Source organism: Streptomyces hiroshimensis (genome assembly GCF_014650335.1).
In the GTDB taxonomy this organism is placed as follows: Bacteria; Actinomycetota; Actinomycetes; order Streptomycetales; family Streptomycetaceae; genus Streptomyces; species Streptomyces hiroshimensis.
The window spans coordinates 177,037-198,681 of record NZ_BMUT01000001.1; the positions used below are offsets into that span (position 1 = coordinate 177,037).

At 69.4% G+C, this 21,645-nt stretch carries 14 protein-coding genes; 13 read left to right on the forward strand and 1 reads right to left on the reverse strand.

Translation table 11 applies throughout. The features are described from left to right. The first annotated feature begins 89 nt into the window (after positions 1 to 89). The 9 genes from IE241_RS00715 to IE241_RS00755 all read left to right on the forward strand — a co-directional run bounded on the left by IE241_RS00715 (position 90) and on the right by IE241_RS00755 (position 11,792). Positions 90 to 1,481 (forward strand): nitrosuccinate lyase, encoded by a 1,392-nt coding sequence (locus IE241_RS00715; protein ID WP_190020377.1) that lies wholly within the window; start codon positions 90 to 92, stop codon positions 1,479 to 1,481. A 220-nt stretch (positions 1,482 to 1,701) separates the two neighbouring features. Next, positions 1,702 to 3,615, forward strand: coding sequence for an ATP-binding protein (locus IE241_RS34870; RefSeq protein ID WP_373300529.1), 1,914 nt, complete (start codon positions 1,702 to 1,704; stop codon positions 3,613 to 3,615). Positions 3,616 to 3,644: 29 nt separating this feature from the next. Beyond that, complete coding sequence (locus IE241_RS00725; protein ID WP_373300572.1) at positions 3,645 to 4,091, forward strand: roadblock/LC7 domain-containing protein; 447 nt, start codon at positions 3,645 to 3,647, stop codon at positions 4,089 to 4,091. Further along, a complete protein-coding gene (locus IE241_RS00730; protein ID WP_058042179.1) occupies positions 4,088 to 4,450 on the forward strand; it encodes a DUF742 domain-containing protein in 363 nt (120 codons plus the stop codon). The genes IE241_RS00725 and IE241_RS00730 overlap by 4 nt, the downstream gene beginning before the upstream one ends. Continuing rightward, positions 4,428 to 5,045, forward strand: coding sequence for a GTP-binding protein (locus tag IE241_RS00735; protein ID WP_190019581.1), 618 nt, complete (start codon positions 4,428 to 4,430; stop codon positions 5,043 to 5,045). Before IE241_RS00730 ends, IE241_RS00735 begins: the two co-directional genes overlap by 23 nt. Before the next feature lie 503 nt (positions 5,046 to 5,548). Further along, positions 5,549 to 7,063 (forward strand): cytochrome P450, encoded by a 1,515-nt coding sequence (locus IE241_RS00740; protein ID WP_229898769.1) that lies wholly within the window; start codon positions 5,549 to 5,551, stop codon positions 7,061 to 7,063. Then, on the forward strand, positions 7,060 to 8,163 hold the full coding sequence (locus IE241_RS00745; protein ID WP_229898653.1) for a cytochrome P450 family protein: 1,104 nt from the start codon (positions 7,060 to 7,062) through the stop codon (positions 8,161 to 8,163). Before IE241_RS00740 ends, IE241_RS00745 begins: the two co-directional genes overlap by 4 nt. A gap of 127 nt (positions 8,164 to 8,290) precedes the next feature. Then, positions 8,291 to 10,342: an APC family permease gene (locus tag IE241_RS00750; RefSeq protein WP_190019583.1), complete on the forward strand. Its 2,052-nt coding sequence runs from the start codon at positions 8,291 to 8,293 to the stop codon at positions 10,340 to 10,342. 121 nt (positions 10,343 to 10,463) lie between these two features. Next, the gene (locus IE241_RS00755; RefSeq protein WP_190019584.1) at positions 10,464 to 11,792 is read left to right on the forward strand and encodes a class I SAM-dependent RNA methyltransferase; all 1,329 of its coding nucleotides are present in this window, start codon (positions 10,464 to 10,466) and stop codon (positions 11,790 to 11,792) included. Positions 11,793 to 12,402: 610 nt separating this feature from the next. Here IE241_RS00755 and IE241_RS00760 read toward each other — a convergent pair. Beyond that, complete coding sequence (locus IE241_RS00760) at positions 12,403 to 13,440, reverse strand: pentapeptide repeat-containing protein (protein ID WP_229898770.1); 1,038 nt, start codon at positions 13,438 to 13,440, stop codon at positions 12,403 to 12,405. A gap of 935 nt (positions 13,441 to 14,375) precedes the next feature. On the opposite strand from IE241_RS00760, the gene IE241_RS00765 reads away from it, so the two are divergent. The 4 genes from IE241_RS00765 (at position 14,376) to hisC (ending at position 21,421) form a co-directional block, all read left to right on the forward strand. Further along, positions 14,376 to 14,642 carry a helix-turn-helix domain-containing protein gene (locus IE241_RS00765; protein ID WP_190019586.1) on the forward strand — a complete coding sequence of 89 codons (267 nt, stop codon included), beginning with the start codon at positions 14,376 to 14,378 and terminating at the stop codon, positions 14,640 to 14,642. Positions 14,643 to 14,769: 127 nt separating this feature from the next. Next, positions 14,770 to 15,756, forward strand: coding sequence for a tyrosine-type recombinase/integrase (locus IE241_RS00770; protein WP_190019587.1), 987 nt, complete (start codon positions 14,770 to 14,772; stop codon positions 15,754 to 15,756). A gap of 2,265 nt (positions 15,757 to 18,021) precedes the next feature. Beyond that, the gene (locus IE241_RS00775) at positions 18,022 to 20,040 is read left to right on the forward strand and encodes a glycosyltransferase family 2 protein (protein ID WP_190019588.1); all 2,019 of its coding nucleotides are present in this window, start codon (positions 18,022 to 18,024) and stop codon (positions 20,038 to 20,040) included. Positions 20,041 to 20,332: 292 nt separating this feature from the next. Further along, positions 20,333 to 21,421, forward strand: a complete 1,089-nt coding sequence (hisC, locus tag IE241_RS00780; RefSeq protein WP_190020378.1) for a histidinol-phosphate transaminase — start codon at positions 20,333 to 20,335, stop codon at positions 21,419 to 21,421. Positions 21,422 to 21,645: the final 224 nt, after the last annotated feature.

Consider the following 21,645-nt stretch of genomic DNA (forward strand, 5'->3'; position numbering starts at 1 on the left):
CCCGACGGCGGCTCCGCCGCGGCTGATCGCCCTCGCGGTGGAGGAAGCGCGGCGCACAGCGGCCGAGAGGCGCCCGCCCCGATGCCGGTCTGCTCTCACCCGTTCGCGTCGGCACCCCCGCCGAGGAGGCCACCACCGATACCGCCTGGCTGCAGGCCATGCTCGACGCCGAGGCCGCCCTCGCCCGCGCTCAGGCCCGCCTCGGTACCGTGTCCGCCCCGGCCGCGGAGGCCGTCACACGGTGCGCGCGTGCCGAGCGGCTCGACGTCCGGGCCCTCGCGCTGGCCGCCCGCGAGACCGCCAACCCCGTCGTCGCCCTCGTGCGGGCGCTCACCCGCCTCGTCGCCGCCGACACCCCCGCCGCCGCCCCGTACGTGCACCGCGGCTCCACCAGTCAGGACATCCTCGACACCGGCGCCATGCTGGTCGCGCACCGCACCCTGCGTACCGTCCGCTCCGACCTGACCCGTACCGCCGAGGCGCTCGCCGTCCTCGCCGCACGGCACCGCGACACCCTCATGGCGGGCCGTACGCTCACCCTGCACGCCGTGCCGATCACCTTCGGGCTGAAGGCGGCCGGCTGGCGGCAGCTCGTCCTCGACGCGGAGCAGCGACTCGCGAGGGTGCACGTGAGCCTGCCGGTGTCGCTGGGCGGCGCGGCGGGCACACTCTCCGGCTACCTGGAGCACGCCCGGCTCGAAGGAGCCCAGGCCACCGATGCCGACGCGGACGCCGGCACAGACGCTTCCGCCGGCAGCTACGCCGAGCGTCTCGTGGACGCCTTCGCCGCCGAGACGGGCCTGGCCCGCCCCGCCCTGCCCTGGCACGCGCTGCGCACCCCCGTCGCCGACCTGGCCGCCGCCCTCGCCTTCACCGCGGGCGCCCTCGGCAAGATCGCGGCCGACGTGCAGTCGCTGGCCCGCACCGAGGTCGGCGAGGTCGCCGAGCCGGGCCCCGCCGGGCGCGGCGGCTCCTCCGCCATGCCGCACAAGCGCAACCCCGTCCTCGCCACACTGATCCGCAGCGCGGCGCTCCAGGTCCCCGCGCTGGCCGGCGCCCTGACGCAGTGCCTGGCCGCCGAGGACGAGCGGTCCGCCGGCGCCTGGCACGCGGAGTGGCAGCTGCTGCGCGAGTGCCTCCGCCTCACCGGCGGAGCCGTCCGCACCGCCGCCGAGCCGGCCTCCGGCCTGGACGTCCGGGCGGACCGCATGCGCGCCAACCTCCGTCTCACGGGCGCGCAGATCGTCTCCGAGCGGCTCGCGGCCGTCCTCGCGCCGCGCATCGGCCGGGACGAGGCCGAGCGCCTGTTGACGGAGGCGTCGGCCGAAGCGGCCGCCGGTGGCCGGGAACTGCAGGCGATCCTCGCCGAGCAGCCGTTACTGGATGGTCACTTCACCGCGGCCGAACTGGCCGCCCTGTGTGACCCCGCCGGCTACGCCGGCGCCGCAGGCCCGCTGGTCGACCGGGCACTGTGGCCCTGACAACATCTCACGCGAACCACCTGCGCTTTTCTTTCGCCTTCCGTACCCTCACCCGAGGCCCCGCGGAAGCCGGATGCATGTTCGGTCATCCAGGGGCGAAGATCGGCCAAGCGGGGAGCGCCGTGGTTAGGATGATCGGCGTATTCCGCTTCTGGACGGGACGTCAGGGACAACGGCCTCGTCCAGCCGTCCGCATGCCCCCTGCGTCCACGAGGAATTGATGTCACATCACATACCGGACGTAGTGACCTGGTGCCTGGCCGCCGCACTGATCGCCGTCGCGGTCCTGCTGGTGCGCCAGCGGGGGATCGCCGCGGCCCTGCGGCTGCGCGCCGCCACGCTGGAGGAGGGGCAGCGGGCGCGCGACAGCGAGCTCGGCCACCTGGTCGCCGTCCGGCTCCCCGCCGTCACGGCCTCCATGCACCAGCCCGTGCCGCTGCCCGGCCTGCTCGACGAACAGCTCACGGGTACCGTCTTCGCCCACGGCCTGCAGTCGGTGATGGACACCTTCACCCAGGCCGTCGACAAGGCGCAGGCCCGCGCCGACCAGTCCGCGAAGGCCGCCCTCAAGGCCTCCATGCGCGCCCTCCAGGGCCTCGCCCACGAGCAGCAGCTGGCCATCTCCGACATGCAGGACCGGCACGACAACCCCGACGTGCTGCGCGACCTGCTGCAGATCGACCACGCCAACTCCCAGTTCGGCCGCCGCGCCCAGGCCATCGCCGTCCTGTGCGGCTCCTGGCCGGGCCGGCAGCGCGCCGCCTCCCCGCTCACCGACGTCGTCCGCGGCGCCACCTCCCGCATCCGCGACTACCGGCGCGTCCAGGTCCACAGCCAGGCCGACCTCGCCGTCGTCAGCCGCGCCGTGGAGCCCGTCGTCCTCGCCGTCGCCGAGCTCCTCGACAACGCCGCCCGTCACTCCCAGCCCAACACCACCGTCGAGGTCGGCCTGCAGCCCGTGCACAACGGCGCCTGCATCGTCATCGACGACGCGGGCGTCGGCATGGACGGCCAGGAGATCCAGCGGGCCGGTGCCCTGCTCACCGGCCGCGCCGCCGTCGACGTCTCGCGCCTCGGCGACCCGCCGCAGTTCGGCTTCCCCGTCATCGGCGTGCTCGCCGCGCGCTACGGGTTCAGCGTCTCCGTCGACACCCGCTCGCCCTACGGCGGCGTCCGGGCCGTGCTGTTCCTCCCCAGCGCCCTGCTCACCCAGATCGACATCGACGGGCCCGACACCACCCCGCTGCGGTCTGCGGGCGGGCACGCGGCGGACCGTACCGCCGCGACACGGCCCCCGGGGCAGGCACCCGTACCGGACTTCCCCGACTTCCCGGAAGCCTCGGCCGGCTTCCCGGAGACCTCTGCCCGTAACCCCCAGGCTGCACCTGGCGGCTTCCCGGACGCCTCTGCCCGTAACCCCCAGGCTGCACCTGGCGGCTTCCCGGAGACCTCTGCCCGTAACCCCCAGGCTGCACCTGGCGGCTTCCCGGACGCCTCCGCCCGTAACCCCCAAGCCCGCGATGGGTTCCCGGAAACGTCCGCCCGTAGCCCCGAGGCACCCGACGGCTTCCTCGACGCCCACGGTGGCTTCCCCGGGGCGCGCGCAGGCGGCCCCGGGACCTTCGGCACCGGCTCAGTCCCGGGCACCGGAACCGGCACCGCCCTGGGCGCCGCCCCGTCCGTCGGCGCAGGCGCAGGCGCAGGCACAGGCGCAGGCACAGGCGCAGGCGCAGGCACAGGCGCAGGCACGGGCACAGGCGCCGACACCGGCACCGGCACCGATGGTGGCTCCCTCCCCGGAGGGGTCCCCGGCTCCGTCGGGTCCACCGCCGGAGGCCTCCCCAAGCGCCGCCGCCGGCAGCCCGCCCCCGGCGCCCGCCGCGACCGGCCCGGGCCCCTGCCCGCCGAGACGCCCGCACCGAACGCCCCCGGCAGCGGAGTCGCCGTCCCCGAGCGCAGCGCCGAGGAGACCGCCCGCCGCATGGGCGCCTTCGCGCGCGGCACCCGCGCGGGCCGCACCCCCGCCGCAGGCACTCCCGTAGGCCCGCTGCACGGGGCCCCGGAACCGGACGCCGCCCACCCCTTTGCCCAGGCCCCCGCCCCCGTAGACGACGAAGGGAACCCCCACGCGTGAACGACCACCTCAACAACGAGCTCGGCTGGATGCTGGACGAGGTCGTCAAGATGCCCGAAGCCCGGCACGCGATCCTCCTGTCCTCGGACGGCATGCTGCGCGCCCGCTCCCAGGGCATCGAGCGCGACGAGGCCGAGCGTCAGGCCGCGGCCCTGTCCGGCCTGCAGTCCATCAGCCGCTCCACCTCCGAGTTCTGCACCCACCAGGCGCAGCAGGACAACCCGTGGCGGCAGACGCTCGTCGAGTTCGCCCACGGCTACGTCTTCCTCATCGCCGCAGGCCCCGGCGCCTACCTCGCCGTCTCCGCCACCGAGCACGTCGACATGGAAGCGGTCACGTACCGCATGCAGAAGCTCGTCGACCGGCTCGGCAAGGAGCTGACCAGCCCGCCCCGCGCAGGCAGCGCAGGCAACGTGGGCAGCGCAGGCAACGCGGGCAACGTCGGCAACTGGCAGGGCTCGGGCGCCCCGGCATGACCCCGCCCACGCCGAGGCACGAGCGAGGGTTAGTGCGCCCGTACGTCGTCACCGACGGCCGCGCCCACCCGACCCGCAACACCTTCGACCTGGTCACCCTGGTCCTGGCCCAGTACGACCGGCCGCTCACCGGGCTCAGCCCCGAAAAGCGCCGGCTCATGGAACTCTGCCTCGGCGGCCCGCTGTCGGTCGCCGAGATCGCCGGGCACCTCATGCTGCCCGTCAGCGTCACCAAGGTGCTGCTCGGCGACCTCGTCGACAGCGGCCACCTCATCACCCGGGCCCCCATCCCCTCGGCTCAACTCCCCGAGGCCCAGATCCTGCAGGAGGTGCTGGATGGACTCCGCGCTCGCCTCTGAGCCAGCTCCCGACGGAGACCTCTATCTGCGCCGTACCGTGAGCACCGCCGCGAAACTCCTCGTCGTCGGCCACTTCGCGGTGGGCAAGACCACGTTCGTCGGCTCGCTGTCGGAGATCCGGCCGCTGCGCACCGAGGAGACCATGACCCAGGCCGGCGCGAGCGTCGACGACCTCGCCGGCATCGAGGGCAAGACCACCACCACGGTCGCCATGGACTTCGGCCGCCTCACCCTCAGCGACAGCCTCGTGCTCTACCTCTTCGGAGCCCCCGGCCAGCAGCGCTTCACCCGCCTGTGGCAGGACATGACGCACGGCGCGCTCGGCGCCCTCGTCCTCGCCGACACCCGCCGCCTGGAGCAGTCCTTCGACGTCATGGGCCTCCTGGAGGAGCTCGGCCTGCCCTACGCGGTCGCCGTCAACCACTTCGACGGCGCCCCCGTGTACCCGGAGGAGGAGATCCGCGAGGCCCTCGACCTGCTGCCCGAGACCCCGCTGGTCACCTGCGACGCCCGTGACCGCGTCTCCTCCACCCGCGCGCTCATCTCCCTCGTCGAGTACCTGCAGCGGCGGACCGTAGTACGGGAGCACGTGTGAACCACCGTCCCGACGACTGGGGATCCCCCGGCTGGGGAGCCGAAGGGGGAGCCGCGCCCGGGGCCACGCCCGGCGCCGCACCGGGGGCCGCACCCGCTTTCGGCCCCGGCGCCGCACCCGCTTTCGGCCCCGGCGCCGCACCCGCTTTCGGCCCCGGTGCCGCATCCGGCACCGGCACCGGCCCCGGCACCGAACACGAAGTCGGCCTCGGAGCCGACCCCGGCCTCGGAGCCGACCCCGGCCTCGGCTCCGGCCTCGGAGCCGACCCCGGAGCCGGAGGAGGACCCCCGCCCGGCGCCGTGCCGCCGCCCGGCTGCCCCGCGCACCAGGGCTACGCGGCCCAGGACCAGGGCTACGCGGCTCCGCCCCAGGGCTACGCGGCTCCGCCCCAGGGCTACGCGGCTCCGCCCCAGGGCTACGCGGCGCAGGACCAGGGCCACGCCACCCCGCACCAGGGCCACGCCGCCCCGGCCCCCGCGTACCACCGGCACGCCCCCACCCCCATGTACGGGCCCGACTTCGCCGCCGACCCGCACGCCGTCTACGCCCGGCTGCGCACCCAGGGCCCGGCCGCCCCCGTGGAGCTGGCGCCCGGGGCCCACGCGACCCTCGTCACCGACTACCGGGCCGCCCTCGAAGTGCTCCGCACCCCCGAGATCTTCGGCAAGGACGCCCGCCGCTGGCGCGCCCTCGCCGACGGCAGGGTCGCCCCGGACAACCCCGTCGTGCCGATGATGGCCTACCGGCCCAACTGCCTGTTCTCCGACGGCGAGGCCCACACGCGGCTGCGCCAGGCCGTCACGGACTCCCTCTCGCGCATCGACCCCAACGCCCTGCGCGGCTACGTCGAGCGCAGCGCCGACACCCTCATCGACCGCTTCGCCGGCCTGGGCGAGGCCGACCTCCTCGGCGCGTACGCCAAGGTGCTGCCGCTGCTGGTCTTCCAGCAGCTCTTCGGCTGCCCGCCCGAGCTCGGCGACCGGCTGGTCGAGGGCTTCTCCGGCATCTTCGACGGCGTCGACGCCGAGCGCGCCGACGCCCTCATCACCAGCAGCCTCGTCGAACTCATCGCCCTCAAGCGCGAGCAGCCCGGCGCGGACATGACCTCCTGGCTCATGGCCCACCACGCCCGCCTGAGCGACGAGGAGCTGATCCACCAGCACGTCGTCCTCATCGGCGCCGGCACCGAGCCCCAGCAGAACCTCATCGCCAACGCCCTGCGGCTGCTGCTCTCCGACGACCGCTTCGCGGGCGACCTCGCGGGCGGCAGCATGCCGGTCGAGGACGCCCTGGACGAGGTGCTCTGGCTCGACCCGCCGATGGCCAACTACGCCGTCCACTACCCCGTGCAGGACGTCGACTTCGGCGGTGTGCCGCTGGCCGCAGGCGAGCCCGTCGTCGTCAGCTTCGCCGCCGCCAACACCGACCCCGCGCTGCTCACCACCCGGCGCACCGGCAACCGCGCCCACCTCGCCTGGAGCGCGGGCCCCCACCACTGCCCGGCCAAGGACTCGGCCCGCCTGATCGCCGCCGTCGCCGTCGAGAAGCTCCTCGACCGCCTGCCGGACCTGGAGCTCGCGATCCCCGCCGACCGCCTCGTCTGGCGCCCCGGCCCCTTCCACCGCGCGCTGACGGCCCTGCCTGTGCGCTTCCCGCCGGCGCCGCCGTCCGGCGCCCGGCCCGCGCCCGTCCACGACCTCTCGGCCTCCGCGGTACGCGGCCCCGTACCGCCGTACGAGCAGCCCCGCCCCGATCAGTCCGCCCCGTCCCCGCAGCTTTCCCAGCTCTCCCATCCCTCCCAGCTCTCGCATCCCTCCCAGCTCTCGCAGCCCCTTCAGCAGGCCGACCCCACTGGAGACAGCCGATGGAACTCAAGTCCAGCACCGTCCCGGCTCAGCCCGCCCCGGTCCGCATCGACGCCACCGGCAGCGACATTCACGGCGAGGCAGCCCGCATCCGGACCCGGGGCGCAGCGACGCCCGTGGAGCTTCCTGGCGGAGTGGTGGCGTGGGCAGTGACCACCCAGCCGCTGCTGAAGGAGCTCCTGACCGACCCGCGCGTCTCGAAGGACCCCCACCGGCACTGGCCGGCCTGGATCAACGGTGAGATCTCCCCCGAGTGGCCCCTGTTCACCTGGGTCGCCGTGCGGAACATGTTCACCGCCTACGGCACCGACCACAAGCGGCTGCGCGCCCTCGTCGCCAAGGCCTTCACCGCCCGCCGCACCGCCGCCCTGCGCCCGCGCATCGAGGCGATGGCCGCGGACCTCCTCGACGGCCTGGCGGCCAGGGCCCCCGGCGAGCCCGTCGACCTGCGCGCGGCGTACGCGTACCCGATCCCCATCCAGGTCATCTGCGAGCTCTACGGCGTCACCGACCCCGACCTCCGCGACGGCCTGCGGGACTGCGTCGACAGCATCTTCCACACCTCCGCCGACCCGGCCGAGGTCACCGCCACGTACGCGCGGATCTACGAGCTCCTCGGCGCCCTCGTCGCCGCCAAGCGGACCGCCCCCGGCGACGACATGACCAGCGTGCTGATCTCCGCCCGCGAGGAGGACGGCTCGCGCCTGAGCGAACAGGAGCTCCTCGACACCCTGCTGCTGGTGATCAGCGCCGGGCACGAGACGACCGTCAACCTCCTCGACAACGCCATCCACGCCCTGCTCACCCACCCCGACCAGCTGGCCCTCGTCCGCGCGGGCACGGCCGGCTGGGACGACGTGATCGAGGAGACCCTGCGCAACCGGGCCCCCGTCGCGAGCCTCCCGCTGCGCTACGCCACCGAGGACATCGCCCTCCCCGACGGCACCGTGCTGCGGCAGGGCGACGCGATCCTCGCCGCCTACGCCGCGGCCGGCCGTGACCCGCAGCTGCACGGCTCGGACCCGGACCGCTTCGACGTCACCCGGGCAGTCAAGGACCACCTCGCCTTCGGCCACGGCGTCCACTTCTGCCTCGGCGCCCCCCTCGCCCGTCTGGAGGCCGCCATCGCGCTGCCCGCCCTCTTCGACCGCTTCCCCCGGATGCGGCTCGCCGTAGAGCCGGGCGACCTGCAGCCCGTGGAGTCCTTCATCTCCAACGGCCACCGGGCGCTGCCCACGCTGCTGCACGGCTGACCTGCTACGGCGTGCGCCGGATCGGGCCGCGGCGCACGCCGGATCGGGGATGCGGCGTACGCCACATTTCCTTTCCGGCGGGTGGCGGGTGGGCGGCCGTCCGGGGGAGCGCTTACGATCCTCTGTTGTGTCCAAACTGACCGACCTGCCGAAACGGATCCTCATCGGCCGGGCGCTGCACAGCAGCAAGCTGGGAGAAACCCTTCTCCCCAAGCGCATCGCCCTGCCCGTCTTCGCCTCCGACCCGCTCTCCTCCGTGGCGTACGCGCCGGGCGAAGTGCTCCTCGTGCTCTCCGCGGCAGGCGTGTCGGCCTACCACTTCAGCCCCTGGATCGCCGTCGCGGTCGTGGTGCTGATGTTCACGGTGGTCGCCTCGTACCGCCAGAACGTCCACGCCTACCCCAGCGGCGGCGGCGACTACGAGGTCGCCAACGTCAACCTCGGCCCGAAGGCCGGCCTCACCGTCGCGAGCGCCCTGCTCGTCGACTACGTCCTGACCGTCGCGGTCTCCATCGCCTCCGGCATCGAGAACCTCGGCTCCGCCATCCCCTTCGTCATCGAGCACAAGACGGCCTGCGCCATCGGCGTGATCGTGCTGCTCACGCTGATGAACCTGCGCGGCGTCAAGGAGTCCGGAAAGCTCTTCGCGATCCCGACGTACGTCTTCGTCGGCGGCGTCTTCATCATGATCATCTGGGGTGCCGCCCGCGGCCTCTTCATGGACGAGACGATGAAGGCCCCCACCGCCGACTACACCATCCACGCCGAGCACCAGGGCCTCGCGGGCTTCGCCCTCGTCTTCCTGCTGCTGCGCGCCTTCTCCTCCGGCTGTGCCGCCCTCACCGGCGTCGAGGCCATCAGCAACGGCGTCCCCGCCTTCCGCAAGCCGAAGTCGAAGAACGCCGCCACGACGCTCGCCCTGATGGGCGGCCTCGCCGTCACCATGTTCTGCGGCATCATCGGCCTGGCCATGGCGACCAACGTCCGGATGGCCGAGAACCCGGCCACGGACCTGCTCAAGAACGGCATCCCGGTCGGCGAGGACTACACCCAGAACCCGGTGATCTCGCAGGTCGCCGAGGCCGTCTTCGGCAGCGGATCGTTCCTCTTCGTCATCCTCGCGGCGGCCACCGCGCTCGTGCTGTTCCTCGCGGCCAACACCGCGTACAACGGCTTCCCGCTGCTCGGCTCGATCCTCGCCCAGGACCGCTACCTGCCGCGCCAGCTGCACACGCGCGGCGACCGCCTGGCGTTCTCGAACGGCATCGTGCTGCTCGCGGGAGCGGCCGCGGTCCTCACGTACATCTACGGGGCCGACTCGACGAAGCTGATCCAGCTCTACATCGTCGGCGTCTTCGTCTCCTTCACCCTGAGCCAGACCGGCATGGTCCGGCACTGGAACCGCCACCTGCGCACGGAGACCGACCCGGCCAAGCGCCGCCACATGGTCCGCTCCCGGGCGATCAACATGTTCGGCGCCTTCCTCACCGGCCTCGTCCTCGTCGTCGTCCTCCTGACGAAGTTCACCCACGGCGCATGGGTCGCCCTGCTCGGCATGGTGATCTTCTACGCCACGATGACGGCGATCCGGAAGCACTACGACCGGGTGGCCGAGGAGATCGCCGCCGACGAGGGCCCGGGCGACGAGACCGTCCGCCCCTCGCGCGTCCACTCGATCGTCCTGGTCTCCAAGATCCACAAGCCGACGCTGCGGGCCCTGGCCTACGCCAAGCTCATGCGCTCCGACACCCTCGAAGCGCTCAGCATCAGCGTCGACGCCGCCGAGACCAAGGCGCTGCGCGAGGAGTGGCAGCACCGCAGCATCGACGTCCCGCTGAAGGTCCTCGACTCGCCCTACCGCGAGATCACGCGGCCCGTCATCGACTACGTCAAGAGCCTCCGCAAGGAGAGCCCGCGCGACGTCGTCAGCGTCTACATCCCCGAGTATGTGGTCGGCCACTGGTACGAGCACCTGCTGCACAACCAGAGCGCCCTGCGCCTGAAGGGCCGCCTGCTCTTCACACCGGGCGTGATGGTCACCTCGGTGCCCTGGCAGCTGGACTCCTCCGAGGCCGCCAAGCTGCGGGCCCGCAAGCGCGCGGAGTGGAACGCGCCGGGTTCGGTGCGGCGGGGCCCGGTGACGGAGCAGAAGAAGGAAAAGGCGTCGACGAAGAAGTAGTAGTCACGTAGCGACGCAGCGGATCCGCCGATCGGCGAATTCGCAGGTGGGGCGGGACGGCCCGTAGACTGGACGGCTGTCCCGCCTCACCCTTTTCCTTACGTCTCTGGAGCCGACCACCATGCAGAACGCACCGCAGGATTCGCTGGTCGGCGAGGAGTACGAGGTCGAGGTCGGCCCGGTGGCCCACGGCGGCCACTGCGTAGCCCGTACGGAGTCGGGCCGCGTCCTCTTCGTCCGCCACACGCTGCCCGGCGAGCGCGTGATCGCGAGGGTGACGGAGGGCGAGTCGACGTCCCGCTTCCTGCGCGCGGACGCGGTGGAGATCCTTTCCCCGTCCAAGGACCGCGTGCCGGCCCCCTGCCCCTTCTCCGGCCCGGGCAAGTGCGGCGGCTGCGACTGGCAGCACGCCAAGCCCGGCGCCCAGCGCCGCTTCAAGGGCGAGGTCATCGCCGAGCAGCTCCAGCGCCTCGCGGGCCTCACCCCCGAGGAGGCCGGCTGGGACGGCACCGTGATGCCGGCCGAGGGCGACAAGCTCCCCGCGGGCCAGGTCCCCGCCTGGCGCACCCGCGTCCAGTACGCGATCGACGCCGAGGGCCACGCGGGCCTGCGCAAGCACCGCTCGCACGAGGTCCAGGTCATCGACCACTGCATGATCGCCGCCCAGGGCGTGAGCGAGCTGGGCATCGAGAAGCGCGAGTGGCCGCAGATCGCGACGGTCGAGGCCATCGCTGCTTCGGGCTCCGCCGACCGCCAGGTCATCCTGACGCCCAAGCCGGGCGGCCGCCTCCCGATCGTAGAACTCGACAAGCCGGTCTCGGTGCTCCGCATCGGCGAGAAGGACAAGCAGGTCCACCGCGTCCACGGCCGCCCCTTCGTCCGCGAGCGCGCCGACGAGCGCACGTACCGCGTCGGCGAAGGCGGCTTCTGGCAGGTCCACCCGCAGGCGGCCGACATGCTGGTGAAGGCCGTCATGCAGGGCCTCATGCCCCGCAAGGGCGACATGGCCCTCGACCTCTACTGCGGCGTGGGCCTCTTCGCCGGCGCCCTCGGCGAGCGCATCGGCGAGAAGGGCGCGGTCCTCGGCATCGAATCCGGCAAGCGCGCCGTCGAAGACGCCCGCCACAACCTCCAGGACCTCGACCGCGTCCGCATCGAACAGGGCAAGGTCGAACAGGTCCTCCCGCGCACGGGCATCAAGGAGGCCGACATCATCGTCCTCGACCCGCCCCGCGCCGGCGCCGGCAAGCAGACGGTCCAGCACCTGGCCTCCCTCGGCGCCCGCCGCATCGCCTACGTGGCTTGCGACCCGGCCGCCCTGGCCCGCGACCTCAACTACTTCGCAGAGGCCGGCTACAAGCCGGTAAAGCTGCGCGCCTTCGACCTCTTCCCGATGACGCACCACGTGGAGTGTGTGGCCATCCTGAAGCCGGTGGCGAAGGACGCCTGACCTGCGCTTTTGTCGATGTGCGCTATGGGCGTTACGTGCGGTACGGGCGATATCTTGACGCTGAAATGACGCTCGCGACGCTCATTTGACGCTCGCTCTGACGATGTGTCAGCTCTGTGCTTCAGGTACGGCCGTCCGTGAAATCACCGGGTGTTCACGAGTACCCGTGACGTGCGGCGATGGAATGGGGTGAAGATCACTTCCCGATCGACTGGAGATCGTTTCCCAGTCTCCGGCCCCGCGCGCCAGCGTCCGCAAGACCGCCACCGGCGACCTCCGGGCCCCGTCAACCGCGACACCACTGCGGCCCCGCCGAGCCCGGATCCCGCCCGACGCATGAGCCCCGCCTACACCACCCCTGAGCAGTGCGAACGCTGGCACAAGCGGACCTGCGCCCACTGCGGACGCCACGGCTGGTTCGCCGTCCGCTGGCCGGACCGCCACGTCTGCCGTACCTGCCACGACAAGGCCCTGCGCTTTCGCGGACGCTGCCCGGCTGCAGCGACGAGCGTGTACTTCTCGGGATCCGGTCCGGCAAGGAGTAGGGCGCCTCGGGACTAATCGGTCCCGCGGCGCCTCGTCAGGGGCTGTGCGGCTTGGTCGCGCTGCCTCACCCATGCCCGGCAGGAACGCCGCGAGCTCCGTCGAGCTTGGCACCCTTTAGTCGAGCCCCGTCAAGGTGCGCGCCGCGCAGGTCCGCGCCCTCCAAGTCGCAGCTGCTCAAGTCCAGCCTCTGCAAATTCGCTCCCCTCAAGTCGGCATGGCTGAACTTTGTGCCCACAAGGACGGCCTTTTGCTCGGTGCCACCCAAGTTGACGTCGCGCAAGTCCGACCCCGTGAAATCCGCCTGAGCGAGATTCGCTCCAGAGAGATTTGTTCCATTGAGAGGCACGCTGAGCAGGCGAGCCTTAGTGAGTTTCGCGTAACTGAGATCCACATCAGTTAGTTTGCATCCAGTTTCATCGGAAGCAGGGTTGAAGTTGGCCCCGCTTAGGTCGGCGTCAAAAAGTAGCGCCCCGGTGAAGTCGGAGCCGACGCATTGGATGTTCTTCATGTTGGAACCCGGGAGGTCGGATTTTTTGAAGGGTGTTTCATTAAGCTCAGAACCCGAGAGGTCCGCCCTCTCCATTGCGGCACCCGTAAAATCGATCTGCCCGAGTTTTGCGTCTTTCAGGTCGACCGAAGTGAGACGTGCGTCGCGAAAGTTAATGCGGGTCTGGGCTTTAAGCGTTACCAGCTCATCTGCATCCAGTTTATGGAGGTCGACATTTTCCAGATTGACCAAAGGTCCGGCGCGGCTACCTTCTGGCCGGTCGCCCATGACGGAGACAGCGGCCTTCAGGTCGCTGGAGATCGCAGGCTCCTTGCTCTGAGGGTTGCGCGGAGAAATCTTGTGCATGTACGCAGAAAGGATCGAGACGACGGCAGGTTCATCGCGAGGCGAATCCTGCATAATTCGATCCAGGGCATAAATGCCACCCAAGCGTATATCTGGATTAGCTGATGCCAGGTTCTGGACGGCACTGTTGAGTCGATTAGTGACCTCGCCGTGCTCTGAAATGCGAACTTCCTTGGTGTTCTGACTCACCTGCATCCACGTGAACAACAGAGCAACCAGGGCGGCTACACCAGGCAACGCCGAGGCCACCAACGCGGCAGTCTGCGGGCGAGTCAGCGGCTCCCCACGACGGCCCGTCGAACGAGGACCACCCGTCCGGTGCGCCTTGGCATTTCGGAGATGGACAGGCAAATGCCCACGGAGTCGTCGTCTGCTCATTCCTCCATGGCACACCCAGCCCGCCAACATCGCCATGCGAGCCGACGCACCAGCGACTGAGGCGGCACTTCCCCATCTACCCAGCCCTACAAGAGCAGCGCCTCGAACCGAACGTTCGGTGCCCGCGCACGCGCGCCCCCCGCCTGCGCCTCCGACCCGGCACGTCCCTCGCACGAGCGCCTCCACCACGCAGGACCGGAGTCGGTTCAGCAGCTGGTGGCCCTCGGTGCCCGGCGTCACCCCGCATGACCTTGCCCGACCTCGACCCGGTCGGAACCTCCCGTCTGCGCCACTGCACAGACGGGAGGTTCCCTTGGGGTCCGCGTTTTCTCCGCCCCCGCTCTCCGAGCAGCTGGCCTGACCTTCAAGGAAACGCGCGACACCGGACGCAACCGCGGACGCATCGTCCAGCTCACCCCGGCAGAGACGGCGTGTAAATCGCTGTCCGCAATGTCCGCGCCGTCCGCAAGCCTTGCTGACCAGCAAGAACCTGCGGACAGCGATGACGCCGCCTCTGTCCGCACGCCGTCCGATCGCTGTCCGCACGACGGCCCCGCGGACAGTGCGGACAGCGCCGCGGACAGCGAACCCAAATCGCTGTCCGCACCCCCACCCACCGATGACCTGCAAAAACACCGACCCGCGGACAGCACGGACGGCACGGACAGCGATTTGCAGCCCATCTCTGGACTCCACCTTCGCTGCGCCCGCTGCGGCCAGCCCATGAACCCCGCACTCACCGCAGCCGGGCACCTCGCACACCCCGCCTGCACGCCCGCCATACCCGACGCCGAGGGGGGCACGCCATGAAGGCCACCACCACATCCGGCCAGCCGGTAACACCTACCCGCCTACTGTCCATTCCCACCGTCGCCGCCGCTCTGGACGTCGACCGCCGCACCCTCTACCGCCTCATCGAAGGCGGTGCCATGCCTGTCGTAGACCTGCGCACTGGCCCGCGACGATCCCGCCTTCGCATCCCTGCCGCTGCCTTCGAAGAGTTCGTAGCCGGCCGGACCGTCACTCTGCCGCCGGCCCGTCGCCGGCCCAGGTCCGCCACGCCCCGCTGCTGAAGGAGGAGTCCTGTACCTGCGTAGGCTTAAGTCCTGCAACTGGCAAGCGACGGTACGAAACCGGTATGGCGACCGGTTCAGTGAGTCGTTCCCGCTCAAGACGCAGGCACGCGCCTGGGGCGTGGACATGGAGACCCAATTCGCGCGCGGCCGGCTACGGGATCCGCGGGCGAGCAAGATCGCCTTCCATGGCTGGCACGAGCGGTGGTGGAAGGCCCGTGTCGCGGAACCGCACACTCTGCGCGGCGATGCGTCCAGCATCAGGAACCACGTCCTTCCGTACTGGTTCAAGTGGGAGATCTGCGACATCACCCGCATGGACGTCCAGAGCTGGATTCGGTCCCTGATGGAGAAGGGTGTGGGAGCCTCTGCGATCAAGCGGGCCTACAACCTGACCTCCTCCATGCTGCGAGCAGCCGTCGATGACGACATACTCGCGGTGAATCCCTGTCGCCACATCGACCTGCCCACCATTGCAGTCCAGCCACCACGGTGGTTCACCATCGACCAGGCCCAGAGCATCCGGGACGAACTGGCAACTCCGTGGCGGACGATGTTTCTGCTTGACTTCTACACCGGGCTGCGCTGGGGTGAGCTAACCGGACTCCACCGGCGCCGTGTCGACCACCGCCGGTCACGCCTGTTCGTAGTCGAGGTCAACACCAAGAGCGGGATCAAGGAATACCCCAAGAGCTCCAAGAGCCGCCGGGAAGTCCCGCTCCCCCCTCACGTCCTGGAGGCCCTCGACCGCCACCTCCATCGGCTCGACCCCGATGCGCTGGTGTTCACCACCATCACGAAGGGCCGGGCAGGCCGCCGGCTCGACGACGGCAACTGGAGACGGCAAACCTGGTGGCCAGCCGTCACCAGTGCCTACTACGTCGACACCGACGCCGAAAGGCGGCTCGTCCCGCAGTACCCGCCGCACACCATGCGGCACACCTGCGCCTCCTGGCTCGTCCAGAAAGGAGTTCCTCTGTATGAGGTGCAGCACCTCCTCGGCCACGAGAGCTTCCAGAACACCCAGCGCTACGCGCACCTCCAACCGGACGCCCACAGAGCTGTCCTTGGCGCCTGGGACAGGCTGGATACCCCGCTGACCATCGCTGCGTAAGTTCGCCTCACCCGCCAGGGTGCACGAAATGGCCCCTGGCGGGCAGACGACGGCAAATGAACGGGGATCGTAGGATCTGGCTGTCGCCTCACCTACGGGGCTTGCCGAGGCCCACGATCCGGTCTGATGCTCAGGGCATACGGCGGTTCACCTAGAGGCATAGTTAGGTACCTTTTAACCTGCGGTTTCTTTGGATCCTTGCCTCATGAGCAGTTCTCGATATCCGGCGCGACCGCCGCAGATAGTATCTTCGGCAGTCGAACATGGGGCTTCGTACTACGCTGCGCGGCAGTAACTGCGTCAGGCTAGGTGTCTTCCTCTGCCAGGGACGCAGAGCCCCCCCTTACTGTCTCTCGCCAGCGTTCTCCTGCTTTAGCGATTAGCCTCTTTTGGCGGGCTTCGTGCCTTCTTTTAATGAGCGGCAATTCCGCCATCTGGCCCAGGAGGGTAGCAAGGGCGCCACTAGCTATAGCGCTGCCAAGTGGGCCAATCGTACTAGCGACCAATGCGCCCATGGCCCCAGCGCTCACCGCAGCGCCACTTCTGACTGAGAGTGCGTGCAAGTTTGCGTTTATGCACAAAAAGATCTTACCGTCAACCGTCGACAGCCCAATGCAATTTTTGTGTTCATCGAGCGCCCGATGCATCCTTCTGCTCGGACTCATCACATCCAGGTGGGGAAGAGTGTCGCTAAGGTAACTCCACGTCAGCCAGTCGCTGAGTCGCCTGTCGGCAGACAGGCTAACGAACGACGCTCCGACGGATGAGTTATATGGTAGAGAATCTGCGATATCCTGAGCAACGCCTCTGTCTGCGCAGTTAAGGAACACGCCGCTCGCCCTCAGTGACTCGGCAACTCGCGAATTATATACACCGTCGATGACGTCAGTCGCGTTGCGCGAGGCTCGATAGCTGTCAGTGTCTGGGTGGCCTGATTCGTAGTCACGGACGAGCCGGTACCAGGCGGCCCTTTGATCTCGGTTACTATTTTCCATGCTGGTTGAACGGTTCAGCAAGCAATCGATCAATGCATCCGTTGCCTCTTCTTGGCCGATTAGGCTAAATAGCCTATCCCTCACTCGATCATATAGACTCCAGGCTACCGGTTCGGTTATCTGAAGAGGCTGATGTTGGACCACTCTGTCTAGCTCACAAAGGCCTTCAAGCCGATTCTCTAGACTTGTGTCCCCGATGTTCAATATGCCTTCCTGATGTCCATCGAGACAGTCTATGATGTGTCGCCGAAGTTCGTAATTGTTGGTTATCTCAGGCCAGGCTGAAAGGATCGAATATGGCTTATCTATTGTGCTGCAGAAGGCGTTTAGGATAGTGCAACGCTCATTGCCTGGTGCTGGCGTCCGCAGCGAGGGTGGGTGGAATTTTACAAGTATTCGGCCATCCCAAAATAGCTTGCGAAGTGCGTCTGACTGCTTGTCGCATGCGGCCAGCTGAGCTAGTAGAGCACTGTTGTCGAATGCTTGACTCTGGGAAAGTATTGGGTGTGCATTGCTGATCAGCATGTCAAGCATCATGACGCCTAGTGCGCCAAATTCGCGTTGATTAAGGGTGGCTTCTGGAAGTTCGCCGGTGAAGCGTACGGTGTCCAGGACTCCGTAGTAGTTCGTGCTCATTTCGCTCACCTCCTGATCGGAGGCCCTACCTCCATGATGTCGCATCGCTACCGCAAGGAGTAGGTCACGTTCGTGGGCACGTTACCGATTTGTGCTGAACCGGCCTGGTGCGGTGAAGGAAGAAGCGCGGTTCGGGGGTGCCCTAGCCGCCGGATGACTCGGCTCCGACCTGGCGACGACAGGCTCGATCCGTTGTTCACGTACGCAGTCCCGGTTGATGTCGCGGTCGTAATCGTGGTCGGCGACGAGCGAGTCGGTTTCCGGCGGGGGTGGCCGATGCGGCCTTTCACTGGTGGAACCGCGTTGAGCAGGGGTAGGAGCTGGGTGACGCTCGTGTGACGCTCTGGGCATACATCGGTTCACTTAGAGCCATACCATTACGCCTTTGACCTGCAGTCTTTCTTGTTCTCTGCTTCTCGACCTCTTCCCGATGACGCACCACGTGGAGTGCGTGGCCATCCTGAAGCCGGTGGCGAAGGACGCCTGACCTGTGGATCACTGGAGGGGCCGGGAACGGGCAGCTGCCTGTCCCCGGCCCCTTCAGTAGTCTTCGGGCAATCTTCAACGAACTCCGGTTCGATGTCTCCTATACCCTGAAACGACACCCTGGACTGCAGGAACGGAGCACTACGCCATGCCTCGGCCTCGGCCTGACGTCACGGTCATCATCGCCGCGTACAACGCCATGCCGTACGTGACCGGCAGCGTCGGCTCCGTACTCGATCAGTCGCTGGGGGCCGACCGGATCGAGCTGATAGTCGTCGATGACGGGTCCACGGACGGTACGGCTGCCGAGTTGGACCGGATCGCGGAGCGGGCCGGGTCGGGGATGCGGGTGGTGCATCAGGCGAACTCCGGCGGGCCGGCGGGGCCTCGGAATCTTGGGCTTGAGCAGGCCACCGGGCGCTACGTCTACTTCCTCGACGCGGACGACCGGATCGGGCCCGAGGCCCTGGAGCGGATGGTTGCCGCGGCCGACGAGAACGGCTCCGACGTCGTGCTCGGGCGGATCGTGGGGGAGGGCGGGCGTCGGGCGCCTCAGTCGATGTTTCGGCGGAATCAGCCCAAAACGGATGTTTTCTCGTCCCGGGTCTACTGGACGCTCAATCCCATGAAGCTGTTCCGCCGCGAGCTGATAGACCGGCTCGGGCTGCGCTTCGACACCGGGCTGTCGATCGGCGAGGACCAGCCGTTCGTCGCCACCGCCTACCTCCAGGCCGCCGCGATATCCGTCGTCGCCGACTATGACTGCCTCTACTGGGTCGCGCGCGAGGATGGCAACAACATCACCGCGCAGGAGCACGGCGCGCGGATGCGAATAGACCTCTTCCGCATGATGGCCGGGCTCGTCGCCGAGCACGTGCCGGCCGGCTCCGACCGCGACACGCTGATGCACCGGCACTTCGCCGTCGAACTGCGCGATGCCGTCCTCCAGTTGAGCCGCGAGCCGCAGCGCGACGTCCAGGACAAGCTGCTGCACGAGCTGGCCGACCTGGTCGCGCTGCACTGGAGCGAGGGCCTGGCCGTCCGCCTGCCCGCCGTGGTGCGCCTGCGCTGCCACCTCATCCGCCACCGGCTCCTCGACGAACTTCTCACCCTCGTCCGCTGGGAGCTCGACCGGGGTGCCGCCAGCTACGGCATCACCACCCTCGCCGCCACCGCCGCCATGCTCCCCGACCTGCAGATCGAGGGCGGGCGCGCCTACGCCCTCCACCCCTACTTCCGCGACTCCACGCTCAACATCCCCGACGACTGCTACGACATCACGGACGAGCTGCGCGCCCGCCACCGTGTCGACTCCGCGGAGATCAACGCCGCCGGGCTGCGCCTCACGGGCCACGCGTACATCCACCGCATCGCCACGCGCGACGTCACCACCGAGCTCATCCTCCGCAAGCGCGGCACGGACACGGAGTTCCGGCTTCCTGTTCACCACATTGCCACCCCGGGGCTGGGGGCCGAGGAAGACGGCGGTCTCCATGAGTACGACACCGCCGGGTTCGACGCCACGATCGACCTCGCCTCGCTGACCGCCGGCTTCTGGGACATCTCGCTCGCCGTCGGCGCCCAAGGCATCGTCAAGGAAGCTCGCCTCGGCAGCAGCCGTGCGGAGTCCGTGACCACGGCGACGACCACGCTCGTGACGGACGAGGGCAAGGCGGTCGCCCTCTTCACCACCAAGCCCTACGGCAACCTCACGCTGGACGTCGGCGAGACCCGTCACCGCGTGCTGCCGCGCCTGCGCGTCACCGGCGCAGCGTGGTCGCCCGACGGCCCCGCCACCCTCGCCGTGAGCGGCCGCTGCACGCTGGAGAGCTGGCCCCGGGGCGCGCTGACGGTGCGGGCCAAGGGTCCGGACCCGGACGGCGCCGAAAAGACGGTCCCGGTCGAACCCTCGTCCTCCGACGGCACCTTCACGGTGCAGGTGCCCTGCACGACCGGCGGCGAGTGGGAGTTCACGCTCCGCCTCGCCGCAGCCGGCAAGGAGTGGTCCGTCCCCGTACCGCCGCAGCCGTCGCTGAAGCCGGCGCGCTGGCAGCGGCTCGGCATGCCCTGGTACGCGAAGCCGCTGCCCGGGCGTGACGTGCTGACCCTGCGCGTCGGGCGGGTGGAGCTCCTGAAGGCCGTACGGGGGCGGCTGAAGCGGCGTTAGGGGGCGCCGAGGACCCTCGGCGCCCCCTAACGGGTCGGCGCGAGCCCGCGGACCGGAGGCTTCCGGCGGCTCGGTTTTCGCTCGCAAATGCCGCTCTCATTCGCTGACCTGCAGATCTTTACGGTTCTTTGCGTTGCCGGAGGGGTGCCCGGGCCTCGGTCACGCTCCGTGCTCACGTAATCTTGATCTTGGTCGGGTGATCCTTCGGCCCCGCCCCGTGCCTCGTGCCGGGCGAGCGGCGGCCGGGATCACGTCGTGTCCGAGAAGGGGGAAGCACGTGGGGGAGTTAGGGCTGGGGCCCAAGCTGCGGGCGGCGCTGGAGGGGGTGCCTGCGAGCAGGCCGCGGAGCTCCGCGAGAGGTCCTGCGGCGCAGCCGGTGTACAAGCTGTCCGCGAACGAGAATCCGTATCCGCCGCTGCCCGGCGTGATAGAGCGGGCCGTGGCCGGCGCGCAGGGGATCAACCGCTATCCGGACCTGTGGTGCGGAGAGCTGACGCGCGAGCTCGCCGCGCGCTTCGACGTGCCGGAGGCGCACATCGCGACCGGCACCGGTTCGGTCGGCGTCACCCAGCAGCTGTTGCAGATCACCGCGCAGCCCGGTGACGAAGTCCTCTACGCCTGGCGCTCCTTCGAGGCGTACCCCGTCCTCACCCACATCGTGGGTGCGAGCCCCGTCGAGGTGCCGCTGGCCGCGGGCGAGGTGCACGACCTCGACGCCATGGCCGCAGCCATCACCGATCGCACCCGCCTCATCTTCGTCTGCAACCCCAACAACCCGACCGGCACCATTGTGCGCAGGGCGGAGCTGGAGCGTTTCCTCGACCGAGTGCCGTCCGACGTCCTCGTCGTCCTGGACGAGGCCTACATCGAGTTCGTCGCGGACACGGACGAGGATTTCCCGGACGGCATCGAGGTCTACCGCGACCGCCCCAACGTCTGCGTCCTGCGGACCTTCTCCAAGGCGTACGGCCTGGCCGGCATGCGCGTCGGTTTCGCCGTCGCGCACGAGCCCGTGGCCGCCGCCCTGCGGAAGACGGCCGTCCCCTTCGGTGTGACGCAGTTCGCGCAGGACGCCGCCGTCGCGTCGCTGCGGGCCGAGGCCGGGATGCGGGAGCGCGTAGCGGCGCTCACCGCCGAACGGGAGCGGGTGAGCGCGGCGTTGACGGAGCAGGGTTGGGCCCCGGAGCCGTCGCACGCCAACTTCGTCTGGCTGCGCACCGGGGGCCGTACGGACGACTTCGCCGCGCTGTGCGAGCAGGAGGGGATCCTGGTGCGTGCCTTCAGCGGTGAGGGCGCGCGCATCAGTCTGGGGGAGCCCGCCGCGAACGATCGGTTCCTTTACGTCGCCGAGCGTTTTCGTAAGGAGTCGCAGGGTCTGTAGCAGGCAGACCTTGCATCAGACCGGCTTCAGGCCTGCTTCAGGCCTGCTTCAGGCCTGCATCAGACCCGCATTCCCCGGGAATTCCTTTCCCCTCGCAATGTTCCGGCCTGCTGCGTGCTCTCTTTGCCGCAGGCCGGAATGCCCCTGCCCGAAATCAGAAGAAGAGCACTCCCGTTGTGACGTCCGACACCGTTGACTGATCCCGGCTGATCGATCAAGGATTG